Raw genomic sequence first — 15,902 nt, 5'->3', positions numbered from 1 at the left:
AATATTTTTAAAGCTAAATAAAAAATAAATCTTCATGCTATACACAAAAATATAATCATATAATCTATACTTATTATTTCCTTAAAAAAGCTGGAATATCTAAATAATTTGTCTCTTTTTCGGAAATCACATTATCTTGAGTTTCTTTAATATCTAAATTATGCCTAGATCCGTTAAAAAAATCAGACGTATTTTGAGAAGAACGATTATGATAATTATGTTCTTTTGTTGTTTTTATCATATCTTCCTGAGTATTATTGGATAATATTGTCTCAGCCCGTTTATCAATACCAATTCCAGTGGCTACTACAGTTACTCTTAATTCATCATTAATATCAGGATCTAAAGAAGTTCCTATTACTACCGTTGCATTATCAGAAGCAAACGAACGTATAGTATTGCCTACAGTTTCGAACTCATCTAATCTTAAATTCAATCCTGAAGTAATATTTACCAATACTCCTCGAGCTCCAGATAAATCTATATCTTCTAGTAATGGACTAGCAATAGCTAACTCAGATGCCTCTTCTGCTCTATCATCACCACATCCTATTCCAGCGCCCATCATAGCATACCCCATTTCAGACATTACTGTACGAACATCCGCAAAATCTACATTCATTAATCCTGGTCGAGTAATTAATTCCGCAATACCTTGCACTGCTCCTTTTAATACATCATTAGCTGCACCAAATGCATCTAACAAAGATATACCACGCCCTAAAACTTTTAATAATTTATCATTTGGAATTGTAATTAATGAATCTACATATTTTGATAATTCAGAAATTCCTTGTTCTGCAAACATCATTCTTTTTTTTCCTTCAAAACTAAAGGGTTTTGTTACTACAGCTACAGTTAAAATCCCTAAATCTTTAGCTACTTCTGCTACTACAGGAGCAGCCCCTGTTCCAGTTCCTCCACCCATACCTGCAGCAATAAATACCATATCAGCCCCTTCTATAGTAGCCTTTAAAACATCTCGATCTTCTTCTGCAGAATTTCTACCAATTTCTGGATTAGCTCCAGCTCCTAACCCTTTGGTGATAGAACTGCCAATTTGAATAGTTTGTCCTACTATCATTTTTCTTAATGCTTGCGCATCAGTATTAACTGCAAAAAAATCAACACCTTCAATACGTTCTCTCAACATATGATCCACTGCGTTACTACCTCCACCTCCAATACCAACTACTTTAATTACAGCATCACTAGTTAATTCCATTGGTTCAAACATAATTTTCTCCGGATTACCATTTATCCCTTAATTAATTTAAATAATTAAACCACATACTTCTCTTATATTTTATATACCAATTCAATAAATATTAAAATTCTCTTTTTAACCAATTACTTATTTTTTTTACCCAATTTTTAATTTTTATTCTTTTATCTATATTCAGATTATTATTTAAATGAGATTCTTTCCCATAATGTAATAATCCTATAACAGTAGAATATCTCGGTCCACTTATTCCGTCTATTGATCCACTAATATTTATAGAAGATGCAACTCTAACTTGCATATTAAACACTTTTTGTGCACATGCTACTACACCTTCCATCAAAGACGCTCCTCCAGTTAATACAATACCTGCTGCAAGATGATGCTTAATACTAAGCTGTTTTAGTTGTGATTGTACTTGCAAAATCTCTTTATTTACTAACTTCATTAATTCAATATACCTAGGTTCAATGATCTCTGCTAACATATGACGTTGTAAAACTCTTGATGGTCTACCTCCAACACTTGGTACTTCTATATTTTCATTTTTATTTACTAAAGATTCTAAAGCACATCCATAACGTACCTTTATAGTTTCTGCATCAGACAATGGCGTTCCAAATGCATAAGCAATATCACTTGTTACTACATTTCCAGCATACGGAATAACCTTAATATGACGTAAAGATCCATCAATATATATTGCAATATCCATTGTACCACCTCCCAAATCTACAACACACACTCCTAATTCACGTTCATCCTGAGTCAATACTGCATAACTTGAAGCTAATCCAGAAAATATTAGTTGATCTACTCGCAACCCACATTTTTCCACTGCTTTTACAATATTTTTAGCCATATCATTATGACAAGTAATTAAATGAACTTTTGCTTGCATTCTTACCCCAGATAAACCAACTGGATTTTTTATGCCTTCTTGATAATCAATGGAATAATCTTGAGGAATAACATGTAATATCCGATGTTCATCACGAATTTTTACTGATTTAGCTATATGTACTACATTATCTACATCCAATTGAGTAACCTCTTCTGCTAAAATAGGAACCATACCTATTTCATTTTTACAACTAATATGTTTTCCAGATAAAGATAAATAAACAGATGCAATTTGACACCCTGCCATTAACTCCGCTTGATTAATGGAATATTCTACACATTTTATTACCGATTCTAAGTTATTTACTCCTCCTTTATCCATGCCTTGTGAGGAACAACAACCTAAACCAATAATATTTATTATCTCATCTGGCAAAACTTCTCCTATTAATGTAGCAACTTTATCTGTTCCAATTTCTAATCCTACTAAAAGCTTTTTATTATCCAAAGATTTTATCATTCTTGCAATTACCTTATTTATATGTATCACTTCTTATCACAAAGCATAGGTGTACTCGAATTATCTATCCATTTTACAGCAAAACCAGAATAATAACGCAAATCAATATAATCAATACATATATCTTTTTTATTAATTTCTTGTAATAAAATAGGATAAATTTTTATAAAAAAACATAATCGCTCAATTGGATTATTTCTACCTAATTTTAATTCGATATTATTCTTCAATTTTAACTGCCAAGAATAATATATATCCATCTTTAATGACGCTATCTCAAATTTATTAGATTGAAGTATTGCATTAAATATTAAATAGTTATTCAGTACATCTTGTTCTTTATTATTTGGACCATATAAAAATGGCAAAGATTTAACATTATTATCATCATTACAATAATTACTTTGGTATTTAGGCAAATGAAATATAATACCTGTCGTGCTGATAATTAACTTATCATTCCAATATGCTATAGGAATATACTCAATTAAATGAATTTTTAACGTATCTGGCCATTGCTTCCTAACACTAACTTGTTTAATCCATGGCAACTTTTGAATTTGTTTCTGAATTACATTAACATCTTGTGTTATAAATGATCCTAATTTTTCTAACTTTAAAATTAAATAATTAATATCATCATTAGTAGTAAAACAACGATTTCCAGTAACCACAACATAAGATATAGGATAATAGCAATAATGACATATCCAACTAAAAATCATTCTATACACAACCCAAATGCTGATAAGTATAAAAATAGATATAAAAATCCAACTTATCATTAATTTTAAATTAATATAATACTTTAATTTTGACACGCACTTAATTAACATTACATTTAATGCAATTTAAATAACTATTTTATTTAACTTATATAAATTCTCTAATGAAAGAGCATCATATTCAAAAAATATAAAACTATCACTGTACAGTATTTATGTTATTATTGCGTTGAAATGTACAAAATTTTTGATTTTTGAGAAATAAATCGCGTATCTCGTTTCCTATTGTACCAGCTCCTTGGATTAAGAGCAAATCTCCATTTTGAAGTAACTTTGATAAAATTTTTAACAAAATATATTTGTTAGGCACAAATACTGGTTTAATTTTACCATACTTACTAATTGAATTGCATAAAGATTGACTATTTATATTTAAAATAGGTTCTTCTCCAGCAGAATAAATATTTAATATTAACAATACATCTACAGTAGAAAGTACATGAACAAAATTATCATACAACTCATACGTACGAGTAAATCGATGTGGCTGAAATATCATTACTAGTCTCTTATTAGGCCATCCAGAACGAGCAGTCATAATAGTTGCACGTAATTCAGTGGGATGATGACCATAATCATCTACTATCATGAACTTACCAATTCGACCATTTATTTTATTTAAAGAAATATATCCTAAAATTTCAAAACGTCGATCTATTCCTTGAAAGTTCAACATAGATTTTGAAATAATTAAATCATGTATACCTTCTTCAATAGATACGCCTATAGAAGCTGTAGCATTTAATACATTATGATAACCTGGAATATTTAAAATTATTTGTAATTTTTTATTATTTTTTGTTAGAATAGTAAATTCACTTTTTCCCATATATTGATAATAATTTAAAATACATAAATCTGCATCTTTACTAAACCCGTAAGTAATAATTTTTTTATTAATATTAGACAATAATAATATACTGCGAATTACTGGATCATCAATACATACTACAGCATAACCATAAACCGGTAAATTATTTAAAAATTCAATAAATGCTTGCTTAAGAAGTTTAAATTTTTTTTGATATGTATCCATATGATCAAAATCAATATTAGTAATTATTTCTACTGTAGGATATAACCACAAAAATGATTTATCACTTTCATCTGCTTCTGCTATTAAATAACGACTACATCCGAGTCGAGCTTGAACTCCTTCCGATTTTATTATTGCTCCATTTATAAAAGTTGGATCTAACCCTGCTTCAATATAAATATTAGCTAACATAGCAGTAGTTGTAGTTTTTCCATGAGTTCCAGCAATAACTATTCCATATTTATATCTCATCAATTCAGATAATACTTCTGCTCGTCTCATAATAGGAATTTTTGCAAATTTAGCTGCTTGAAGTTCAGGGTTGTCCCAACGGATAGCGCTAGATATAACAACAACATCTACATTATTTACATTACTAGAATAGTGACCTAGAAATATTTTTATCCCTAATGTTAATAAATGCTGAGTTGTATCACTTTTTTTTATATCAGACCCAGTAATTTTATATCCTTGATGCATTAGTATCTTGGCGATACCACACATACCAGCACCACCTATTCCAATAAAATGAATTCGTTTAATATTATAACGATTAATTACAGGTAAAATATTACTTTTTAGTGGTGGTAATAAATGCATATGAACAAAATTTCAATAGCTTTTTTTATGTAAATGTTGTATTATTGTTTGCGCAACTAATTTTGTTGAATTAGGTGTTGTAAAAGATTTAGCTTTTAGAGCCATAATAAGTAATGTCTTTCGAGTCCAAGACTCTAAAATTTTGCTAACATATTCACTAGTAAATTTTTTTTGTTCAATAATAATTGCTGATCCTGACTGTACTAAAGGTAAGGCATTCCAGTATTGCTGTTTGTCTTTGTGATAAGGAAACGGCACAAATATTGCAGGTAATCCAACACACATTATTTCGCTTACTGTTAATGCTCCAGATCTAGATATTATGATATCTGCCCATGCATATGCTTGTGCTATATCATCAATAAATGGCATTATTTTATAGTGAGTTTTTTGTTGTATCTGTTGATAAGCTTCTATTACATATTTGAAATCTTTTTCACCAGATTGATGCCATATAATTAACTTATTAAATAATCTTTCAAAAATTTTTGGTACAACTTTATTAAATATATAAGCTCCATTACTTCCACCAATCACCAAAACCCGAATTGGACCAGTACGATTTTTCCATCGAATAATTGGATCAGGAATAGAGACAATAGTACTTCGTAATGGATTTCCTAATGTAACAGCACCATTGATAACATTAGGAAAACCTTGTAATATTTTTTTAGCAAAAAAAGATAACAATCGATTAGTTAAACCTATAACTCTATTTTGTTCATGTATAATTAATGGAATCTTACATAATAAAACTGCTATACTACTAGGACCAGACACATACCCCCCCATACTTAAAGCAATATCAGGTTTCCAATATTTTATAATTTTTACAGCTTGATACATCGATAAAAAAATTATAAATAGTAATTTAATCAGCCTCCTATATATTTTTTTTCCACGCCATCTTTCAGCATAAATAAATTTAATATTAATTCCATACATTGGCACTAATTTGGATTCAATATTATTTTTTGATCCTAACCAAACTACTTTATATCCATGATTTATTAAATAACGCGCTACTGATAATCCTGGAAAAATATGTCCTCCACTTCCACCTGCTATTATCAAAACCGTCTTTAATTTTTTTTTTACATTCATTTATTATACTCATTCCTTTTCAAAAAGGCCTGATTTTTAATTAAACGTATTTCAAAATCTATCCGAATTAATAATATACTTGCCACTGTTGTAATCAAAAAACTAGATCCTCCATAACTAATAAAAGGAAATGTCAAACCCTTAGTAGGTAAAATTCCACTTACCACTCCTACATTAATAAATGTTTGTACTCCTAACCATATTCCAATAGAATAAGCTAAAATACTAGAAAATTTTTGATGACAATATAATGCACTAGTACCAATAATCATAGCTCGAAATACTATCACGAACAATACTAATAATACTAAAATCGACCCTACTAATCCTAATTCTTCTGATAAAACAGAAAAAACAAAATCAGTATGCGACTCAGGAAGATACTCTAATTTCTGTATAGAATTTCCTAACCCTCGTCCAAAATATCCACCTCGACCAAAAGCCATTAACGACTGAGTTAATTGATATCCATTACCAAATGGATCTTGCCAAGGATCCCAAAAAGATAGAATTCGTTGAATACGATAAGGTTTTAAAACGATAGATACAGTAATTAAAAATATATTTAATATGAATATTAACATTAGTTTCCATAATTTTGCTCCAAACAAAAACAACATATACAAAGTAATAATAAATAAAATTATAATACTACCAAAATCTGGCTGTCCTAATAATAACAATGATAACAATAACATTATTATAATGGGTTTACATATACCCCAAAAAGTATTACGTACTTCTATTAACTTACGTTCTAAATAATTAGCAAGATAAAAAATAAAAGATAACTTTGACAACTCCGAAGGCTGAATACAGAAAGATCCCCATATTATCCATCTTGAAGCTCCATTGATAGTATTATTAAAAACTAACACTATTATCAACATTACAAAACTACACAACAACATTATAAAATTATAACTTTTCCAAGTAGTTATAGGTAATCCTAATATTATTAAACATACGATAAAAGTAATACTATAATAAATGATCGCTCGTTTTATAAAAAAATAGGGATCCCCTGATATATTTATACCTATTGGAATAGATCCAGAACTGGCTATAATAAAACCAATACAAATCATTCCCAATAACAATCCAAATAATACCCGATCATATAATAACGTCATCTATAATACAGATCTTATTTTCTTGCTAAAAAATTTTAAAATTATCATTTTATTTAAAATATACACTTCTATATATTATCCTAATCTTTGAGCTAAATAAGTAAATAAAATTCCTCTAAACTTAAATGATAAAAACTGATCTAAACTGGAACATGCTGGAGACAATAATACTATATCTTTTCTCTTTACTCTTCGTGCAATAATATACATTGCATCAATTATATTTTTAGTTAAAAAAACATTTCTAGAACCAAACTCTGTCAAAAATAATCCATCTTTTCCAAAACAATATAAGTGTACTTCATATTTTTTAATTAAATCTTTTAATCCATCAAAATTAGCTAATTTTTTATCTCCTCCTAATAATAAATGAAGATTACCTGATAACATAGATACAGAAGTATTAATTGCTATTTTAGTAGCTCCCGAATTAGTAGCTTTAGAATCATTAATCCATCGTACATCATGATTTTCATAAATTAATTGAAAACGATGCGGTAATCCAAAAAAACACTTTAAGGATTTTAAAGATGCCATACGAGGAATATTAACACTATCTGATAAAGCTAAAGCAGATAAGATATTATTATAATAATAAATATGATAACTCATTTTTAATTCAAGACAATTTAATATATATTTATTATATATAACTATCCAGTTACTTCCTTTATAGTATTCTATGCGGTAATCTGAAGAATCTGAATTCTTCCCAAATCTTACAAGATGCTCATAATTACAAGATAACGATGGATATGTTAAAGGATCTAAAGAATTTACCACACAAGTAATAGCATTATTATAAATTCTATTTTTAGAACGACTATATGATAAAAATCCATCTGAATATCGATCCATGTGATCTTCACTAACATTTAAAATAGTAGCAGCTGTAGCACATAAACTATACGTTACATCTAATTGAAAACTCGATATTTCTAATATATATAACTGATATTTCTGATTTAACAAAGTGAGAGCAGGAATTCCAATATTTCCAACAACTCCGACTTTCCATCCAGCAGATTTAGCCATATTATTGACTAATCTAGTAACTGTGCTTTTCCCATTTGATCCAGTAATAGCGATTATTGGAACAGTTATTTCCCGAACAAATAATTCAATATCTCCAATAATTTCTATTCCTACTCTTTTAGCTTCCATTAATACAGGATTATCTAATCGTACTCCAGGGCTAATTACTATCAAATCAGCATTTAATATCCATGAACTGCATAATCTTCCAAAACAAAATTTAACAAAATTAGGCAACTTATTCAGTTTAGGAGGATATAATCTAGTATCGATAACCTTAGGTAAAACTCCTCGCATTAAAAAAAAATTCAAACAAGACAGTCCAGTAACTCCTAATCCAATAATTACAACTCGTGATTTTCTGTAATCTCTTCTATTCATAACTATACTATTTCAAAATAAAAATAGTTAAACCAAGTAACATTAAAACTAAAGATATAATCCAAAATCGTACAACTAACTTTGGCTCTGAATATCCCTGTAATTCAAAATGATGATGAATAGGAGTCATTTTAAATATTCTTTTTTTAAAAATTTTAAAACAACTCACTTGAATAATTACAGACAATGATTCTAATACAAATATGCCACCTATCACTAATAACAAATATTCTTGTTGTAATAATACAGTAATTACTCCAATTGCTCCACCAAATGATAACGAACCTGTATCTCCCATAAATATTTGTGCTGGATAACTATTAAACCATAAAAATCCAAGTCCTGTTCCTACAATAGCAGCACATATAACTACTAATTCTTGAGCTAAAAAAATATATGACACATTTAAATAACCTGAAAAATATACACTACTACTAATCCATGCTATAACAGATAATCCAATAGTTGCTAATATTATCAAAACAATTGCTAATCCATCCAATCCATCAGATAAATTAGTTGAATTACTTGTACCTACAATTACAAAATATGATAATAAAACACTCCAAATATCTAATTTAGATATAATATTTGTAAAATAAGCCCATCCTTCTAAATTTGTATTTATGTAATCTATTTTTGTAATACACATGGTAATACTTAATAATAAAGCAATTAATGTTTGCCAAAAATATTTATTTAAAACATTCACCCCTAAAGTATTTTGTCGTGTTACTTTTAAAAAATCATCAATCCAACCTAACAATCCATATACGATAAATATACATAATACATACCATACATATATATTTGATAAATCAGCCCATATTAATATCGATATGATTGATGATATTAACATGATTATACCTCCCATTGTAGGAGTGTTATGTTTTAATTGATGAGTTTCAGGACCTTCTACTCGAATTATTTGAAACATACAACAATGACGTAACCATGAAATAATAATAAATCCTATTCCTAAAGAAATAAACAAAGCAAAAAATAAACTAGCAATACTTCTAAAAAAAACAGAATATTCAATACTAGATATAAAAAAATACATCATTACGTAATTTCTTTTATATTATTTAATAACAACATTATAATTACTTTTAATAGCATCTACTACCTGTTCCATTTTAAACTTTCTAGAACCTTTTATTAAAATACTAATAGGCCGATTTTGAAATAAAATTTTATTTAAATAAAAAATTAATTCAGTTTTTTTTTGAAAATGTCTGCCTTTCTTAAACACTCTTAATATACAATAACTAAAAGCTCCTATAGTCATTATTTGATCAATATTGCTTCTTTTTAATAATTTACCAATACTAATATGATAATATTGTGACCTTCTTAAATCTCCTAATTCCAACATATCACTTGCTACTAATATACGATAACCAGGCATCATATTCAAAACATTAATTGCTGCAATCATCGATCCAATATTAGAATTATAAGTATCGTCTATTAATAATAATTTACCTTTATTTAAAATAAATGGAAATAATCTACCAGGTAAAGCATGCATTTTTTGCAATCCATATACAATATCAAACAAATTAGCTCCTACAGAAAAAGCAAGTGCACTAGCAGCTAAAGCATTAGATACATTATGTATACCTAATAGGGGTAAGAACACAGGAGAAGATCCACATGGACTATGCAAAACAAACTGAATTCCATATGTATATAAAATAATATGACTTGCAAAAAAATCAACACCTGTGTTTTTGTGTAAAGAAAAATTCCATATTTTTTTAAAATTCAATAGTGCTAAACGCCATATTAAAATAGCATTATTATCTAAATTTATGACAGCTTGAGCATCATTACTTGATGCACCAGAAAAAATTTCTCCTTTCTCCTGTTTTATTACATCCAATGAATCAAATCCTGATAAATGAGATGAAAAAATATTATTCACTAAAGCTACGTCAGCACAAATAGCTTTTCCTAATTTTTTTAATTCTCCACACTTATTAGATCCTAATTCAATAATTGCAAATTTAACTTTATATGTTAATCTTAATAATGTTATAGATACTCCTATAAAATTGTTATAATTTTTTTGAGTTGCTATTACTTTTCCACAATTTCTTAATATAGATGCAGTCATTTCTTTCACTGAAGTCTTTCCGCTTGATCCAGTAATAGCAATAATTTTTGAAGATACTTGATGACGCATCCATTCAGCTATTTTTAACAAAGCATCATGAGTATCATGAACTATTAACTGAGGTATATGCAATAATAAATAACGATTTACCAATAATGCTTTCGCTCCAGAAATAACCGCCTGGTTTGCAAAATTATGTCCATCATAACGCTTACCTACTAATGCTATAAACATACATTGTTTTTCAATTAAACCAGAATGAATACTAATCGCATTAATTATAACATTCATACCAATAATTTTAGCATTTACAATAGATGCTATTTCATAAAGTTTTAATGGAATCATAATCACATATTTATATTTATCATAAAGTATAATAATTCATCAAAGCATTTATCACGACATCTTGATCAGAATATTTTATGTAATTATCACCTATAATTTGATATCTTTCATGTCCTTTTCCAGCAATTAATATTAAATCTTTTAAATTAGCTTGATAAATAACAGTTTTTATCGCTTGAATACGATCTTGAATAATTCTTATTTTTTTAGAATATTTTATTTTCATAATAATATCATTTATAATTAATTGAGCATTTTCAGTACGTGGGTTATCATTAGTTATAATTACGTGATCAGAATATCGCTCTGCCAGTTCCCCCATTTTTGAACGTTTTATTTTGTCCCTATCACCACCACAACCAAAAATACACCATAATTTCCCGTTCTTATATAACAATGTACTTAAAAATATTAAAACCTTTTCTAAGGCATCTGGAGTATGAGCATAATCAATTATAATCGTAGGTCTATTATACAATTGAAATTTCTCTAATCGTCCGCATATAGGTTTTAATCTAGATGATAATTTTAATAATTCTATTAAAGGATACTCTAAAATTAATAAAGCCCCTAAAGCTAGCAATAAATTACTAACATTAAACTCTCCTAATAATTGAGTATGAATCTCCCCTGTTCCCCAACTAGAATCAAAAATAATATCAGATCCATGATAATGATAATTTGCTTTAATTAATTTTATCCATTTTCCCTTCCAAAATTTAGGCAAATTATTTTGAACTGTTACTGCTACTGAATCAGGCAAATGCAATAACCATTTATATCCAACACAATCATCAGCATTAATTACATAATGATCAACATATAAATCATTAAACAATCTCCATTTAGCCATTTCATATTTATAAATATCCCCATGATAATCTAAATGATCAGATGTTAAATTTGAGAATATTGCCACATCAAAATTTAGTGCATCTACACGATATTGAACTAATCCGTGCGATGATATTTCCATCGCAACAAATTTAATTCCATTTTTAATAAATTGACTTAACATTTTTTGAACATCAATAGCAGAAGACGTAGTATAATTAGAAGCATTTATATTACTTAACATACCATTCCCTAAAGTACCCATTACAGCACTTTTCTCTCCTAATAGTTCTATCCAATTAACTAATAAATGACTAATAGTAGTTTTGCCATTAGTTCCTGTCACTCCAATCAAATCTAAATGTCTCGATGGATAACCATAAAACCTTCCTGCTATACTAGATATATATTTACGTAACTTATGAAAATGAATAATAGGTATAAGTGTATTAATATTACAAATAATATCGTATATTACAAAATTAGTATTAGACTCCAATAAAACAGCAACTGCTCCTTTTTCAAGAGCATGATGAATATATAATCTTCCATCAGTTTTATACCCCTTTACTGCTATAAATAAATCTCCAAAAGTAACGCTCCTACTATCTAATTTTAACTCTGTTAAAATTAGTGGATATGGAATTAACTCATTAAAACCCCATGGCATAAGAAGCTCACGCAACTCATGCATAGGAAGCATACAATAATTATTCAAATACTTCATCCTATATAATATTATATCACTTCAAAAAATCTGGACTTATATTCATTAACCTTAATGCATTACTCATAATTGATTTAAATACTGGAGCAGATACCACTCCTCCATAATAAACTCCATTTTTTGGATCATTAATTACTACTACCAATGCAAATCTTGGATTACTAGATGGCGCTATTCCAGCTGTGCACGCAATATATCTATTAATATATTTTCCTTGAGATCCAACTTTTTTAATAGTTCCTGTTTTAACTGCAACTCGATATCCTTCAATTGCAGCTTGATAACAACCACTATTTGATACAGTCGTAACTTCCATCATATCTATGACAGTACGCATCAACGATCTTGAAAATACTCGATTTTCAGAAGATATTACAGGAACAACAGATTGATTTATCTTAATAATAGAAAGTTGATGAGATAAACTCAACCCCCCAATAATAGCGTAAATCCTAGCTAATTGTAATGGAGTTATCATTAATCCATACCCATATGAAAGAGCAGCATGTTCTATAATAGAATCATATCGATCAGATGAATATATTTTCCCCCTACTTTCTCCTACTAATCCAACATTTGTTAGTTGTCCTATACCAAAATTCAAATATGCATCAATCAAAGTAGATACAGGCATAGCCAACGCTAATTTAGAGATACCAACATTACTAGATTTTTTTAAAATTTCACTAATAGTTAACATACTATTGTATGATACATCTTTTACCTGATGACCATTAATCATGTAAGGCAACGTATTAATTATACTATCTTTATTTATAATATTATTTTTCAGTGCTGTCATTACTACAATAGGTTTTACTGTTGACCCTGGTTCAAAAATATCAGTAATGGCTCTATTTCTCATCATCGCTTTTTCTATAGTCGAAAAATTATTAGGATCATATGATGGACTATTTACCATAGCTAAAACCTCACCAGTATTAATGTCTATTAATACTGCGCTACCAGATTCTGCTTTATGAAAATTAACAGCATCATTTAACTCCTTAAATGCTAAATACTGCAAACGTTCATCAATAGTTAACATAACATTTTTAGAATGTTTTCCTTGATTCAATAAATTAATATCTTCTACTATTCTTCCTAATCGATCTTGATAAACTAATCGTGTTCTAGGCAATCCAGATAACCGATCATTAAAACTTTTTTCTACTCCTTCAATGCCTTGATTATCTATATTAGTTATTCCAACAAGATGAGCTGCTGCAGAACCAACAGGATAATACCGTTTTAATTCTTGTTGTACATATATTCCGGGTATTTTCAATTGATTTATCTGTTGCGCTGTAGTGGAATCTACCTGTCGTGATAAATACAAAAAACGTTCTGAACTATGATTTTGTACAAAACACAGCAATTTTTTTAAAGGAAAATTTAAAAGACCAGATAATGCTGTCCACTTTGCAATATTAGCATCAATTTCTTTATATTGATTGACCACTTGAGGATCAATCCAAATAGAAGTAGTAGGAATATTAATTGCTAATAATCGACCCATTCTATCAGTAATAATTCCCCTAGCTTCTGAAATACTTTTTATTCTTAATGAACGTTTATTACCCTCATGAATCAAATAATTTGCAGATACAATTTGTAAATAAATTAATCTTAAACTTAAAATAAAAAACATTAAAAAAATACTAATATATAATATATATAAACGTTTTTTGATAAAAAAACCCATAAAATTCATATCTAGTCTTATAATTAATAATTGAGATATTATCAATTACTACTATATTGTTCTATATTTATTTATCCATAATAAAAAAATTTTACACACATGTGTCACTCTTTACTTATTTATTTTATATCAAGCTTATCTAAGATAGGATTTGTATAACGCATTTGTAAATTATTAACAGCAATATATTCAATCCGCATATGATCAGATAATTTTTTTTTATTAAATATTAAATTATTCCACTCTAAATCTAATACATTTTTTTCTAAAAATAATTGTTCACGCTTTATAATCATACATCTAGTTTGGTAGGTTATCAAAATAACTGCAACAGCAGACATTACAATTAATAATAATAAAATTAATTGTAATTTTCCATAAATACATAAATCAGTGTAAATAATTCTGATAAGATTAAATCGTTTTTGATTGCTCATGTGTATACATATAAGTATCTATTTTTTCAGCATAACGTAAAATTGCAGAACGAGCTTGTACGTTTGCTTTAATTTCTTGTTTAGTTGGTATTATCTTTCCCATATTTTTAAATTGATATTTATTTGAATAAATATTAATTATTTGGGTTTCAGTCAAAGCTAATTTAGGAAGTTCTAAAGCAATACAACTATGCTTACAAATAAAATTTTTTACTAAACGATCCTCTAAAGAATTAAAACTAATAACTACTAATCTACCCTTATTGGATAATAAATTATACACGTCTTTTAATATACTTATTATCTCTTTTAATTCATCATTAATATACATACGAATTGCTAAAAAACTACGAGTTGCAGGATGCTTATTCCAACTATATTTTTTTGTACGATTTAATACAACCACATCACTAATAATTTTTGACAATTCACTCGTTCTAGTAATAGGTCGAGTTTTTCTATGCAACAGAATAGATTGCGTAATCTTTTTAAAAAATCTTTCTTCCCCAAAATTTCTTAAAACCCATTCAATACTTTCTCGAGACGATACAGCTATCCATTGAGCTGCAGTTTTTCCCATAGTAACATCCATACGCATATCTAATGGACCATCTTGAATAAATGAAAAACCACGATTAGCATCAAATAACTGAGTTGAACATACTCCTAAATCTAATAAAATGCCATTAATAGAACCTATAAGGTTCATATCATAAATATAATCCGATATTTTAGAAAATGAAGTATGAATAATAGAAAATCTACGATCATGTTTAGCAATTGTTTTTCCAATTTTAACAGATAACTGATCTCTATCTAATGCTATCAATCGACCTAATTTCGACAATTTAGATAAAATCAATCTTGAATGACCTCCTGTTCCAAATGTTCCATCTATATAAATTCCAGAAGGATCAATATTTAGAGCTTCTACTGCTTCATATAATAATACACTTTTATGATTCATAAAAATAATCAAACCATCCTGTATTTAAGGTTTAAATATAATTTTATTTAATATACACACAACAATTTATATTTGTATTATATATCTAGTACACTATTAT

Annotated in this window: 13 protein-coding genes; all 13 read right to left on the bottom strand. The window is 28.0% G+C overall.

Annotated elements, in window-relative coordinates; genetic code table 11:
- Nucleotides 1-73 precede the first annotated feature (73 nt).
- On the bottom strand, nt 74-1,237 hold the full coding sequence (gene ftsZ / locus Bfest607_RS00750; protein ID WP_500838416.1) for a cell division protein FtsZ: 1,164 nt from the start codon (nt 1,235-1,237) through the stop codon (nt 74-76).
- A gap of 91 nt (nt 1,238-1,328) precedes the next feature.
- Complete coding sequence (ftsA, locus tag Bfest607_RS00745) at nt 1,329-2,588, bottom strand: cell division protein FtsA (protein WP_500838415.1); 1,260 nt, start codon at nt 2,586-2,588, stop codon at nt 1,329-1,331.
- 26 nt (nt 2,589-2,614) lie between these two features.
- On the bottom strand, nt 2,615-3,313 hold the full coding sequence (locus Bfest607_RS00740; RefSeq protein ID WP_500838414.1) for a cell division protein FtsQ/DivIB: 699 nt from the start codon (nt 3,311-3,313) through the stop codon (nt 2,615-2,617).
- Between the two features lie 199 nt (nt 3,314-3,512).
- On the bottom strand, nt 3,513-5,009 hold the full coding sequence (murC, locus tag Bfest607_RS00735) for a UDP-N-acetylmuramate--L-alanine ligase (protein ID WP_500838413.1): 1,497 nt from the start codon (nt 5,007-5,009) through the stop codon (nt 3,513-3,515).
- Nucleotides 5,010-5,021: 12 nt separating this feature from the next.
- The gene (gene murG, locus Bfest607_RS00730) at nt 5,022-6,113 is read right to left on the bottom strand and encodes an undecaprenyldiphospho-muramoylpentapeptide beta-N-acetylglucosaminyltransferase (protein WP_500838412.1); all 1,092 of its coding nucleotides are present in this window, start codon (nt 6,111-6,113) and stop codon (nt 5,022-5,024) included.
- Nucleotides 6,110-7,246, bottom strand: coding sequence for a cell division protein FtsW (gene ftsW, locus Bfest607_RS00725; protein ID WP_500838411.1), 1,137 nt, complete (start codon nt 7,244-7,246; stop codon nt 6,110-6,112). The genes murG and ftsW overlap by 4 nt, the downstream gene beginning before the upstream one ends.
- Before the next feature lie 75 nt (nt 7,247-7,321).
- Nucleotides 7,322-8,662, bottom strand: coding sequence for a UDP-N-acetylmuramoyl-L-alanine--D-glutamate ligase (gene murD / locus Bfest607_RS00720; protein WP_500838410.1), 1,341 nt, complete (start codon nt 8,660-8,662; stop codon nt 7,322-7,324).
- 7 nt (nt 8,663-8,669) lie between these two features.
- On the bottom strand, nt 8,670-9,728 hold the full coding sequence (gene mraY / locus Bfest607_RS00715) for a phospho-N-acetylmuramoyl-pentapeptide-transferase (RefSeq protein WP_500838409.1): 1,059 nt from the start codon (nt 9,726-9,728) through the stop codon (nt 8,670-8,672).
- 18 nt (nt 9,729-9,746) lie between these two features.
- Nucleotides 9,747-11,132 carry a UDP-N-acetylmuramoyl-tripeptide--D-alanyl-D-alanine ligase gene (murF, locus tag Bfest607_RS00710; RefSeq protein ID WP_500838408.1) on the bottom strand — a complete coding sequence of 462 codons (1,386 nt, stop codon included), beginning with the start codon at nt 11,130-11,132 and terminating at the stop codon, nt 9,747-9,749.
- 19 nt (nt 11,133-11,151) lie between these two features.
- The gene (gene murE / locus Bfest607_RS00705) at nt 11,152-12,669 is read right to left on the bottom strand and encodes a UDP-N-acetylmuramoyl-L-alanyl-D-glutamate--2,6-diaminopimelate ligase (RefSeq protein ID WP_500838570.1); all 1,518 of its coding nucleotides are present in this window, start codon (nt 12,667-12,669) and stop codon (nt 11,152-11,154) included.
- 40 nt (nt 12,670-12,709) lie between these two features.
- Entirely contained in the window at nt 12,710-14,344 is a 1,635-nt protein-coding gene (locus Bfest607_RS00700; RefSeq protein ID WP_500838407.1) for a penicillin-binding transpeptidase domain-containing protein, read from the bottom strand.
- Nucleotides 14,345-14,517: 173 nt separating this feature from the next.
- A complete protein-coding gene (gene ftsL / locus Bfest607_RS00695) occupies nt 14,518-14,835 on the bottom strand; it encodes a cell division protein FtsL (protein ID WP_500838406.1) in 318 nt (105 codons plus the stop codon).
- Nucleotides 14,813-15,802: a 16S rRNA (cytosine(1402)-N(4))-methyltransferase RsmH gene (gene rsmH / locus Bfest607_RS00690; RefSeq protein ID WP_500838405.1), complete on the bottom strand. Its 990-nt coding sequence runs from the start codon at nt 15,800-15,802 to the stop codon at nt 14,813-14,815. The genes ftsL and rsmH overlap by 23 nt, the downstream gene beginning before the upstream one ends.
- Between the last annotated feature and the right edge of the window lie 100 nt (nt 15,803-15,902).

This window comes from Candidatus Blochmannia festinatus (nom. nud.) (genome assembly GCF_059936355.1).
Note: the sequence above shows the minus strand (reverse complement) of the source record. Positions and strands in the feature narration are given on the sequence as shown.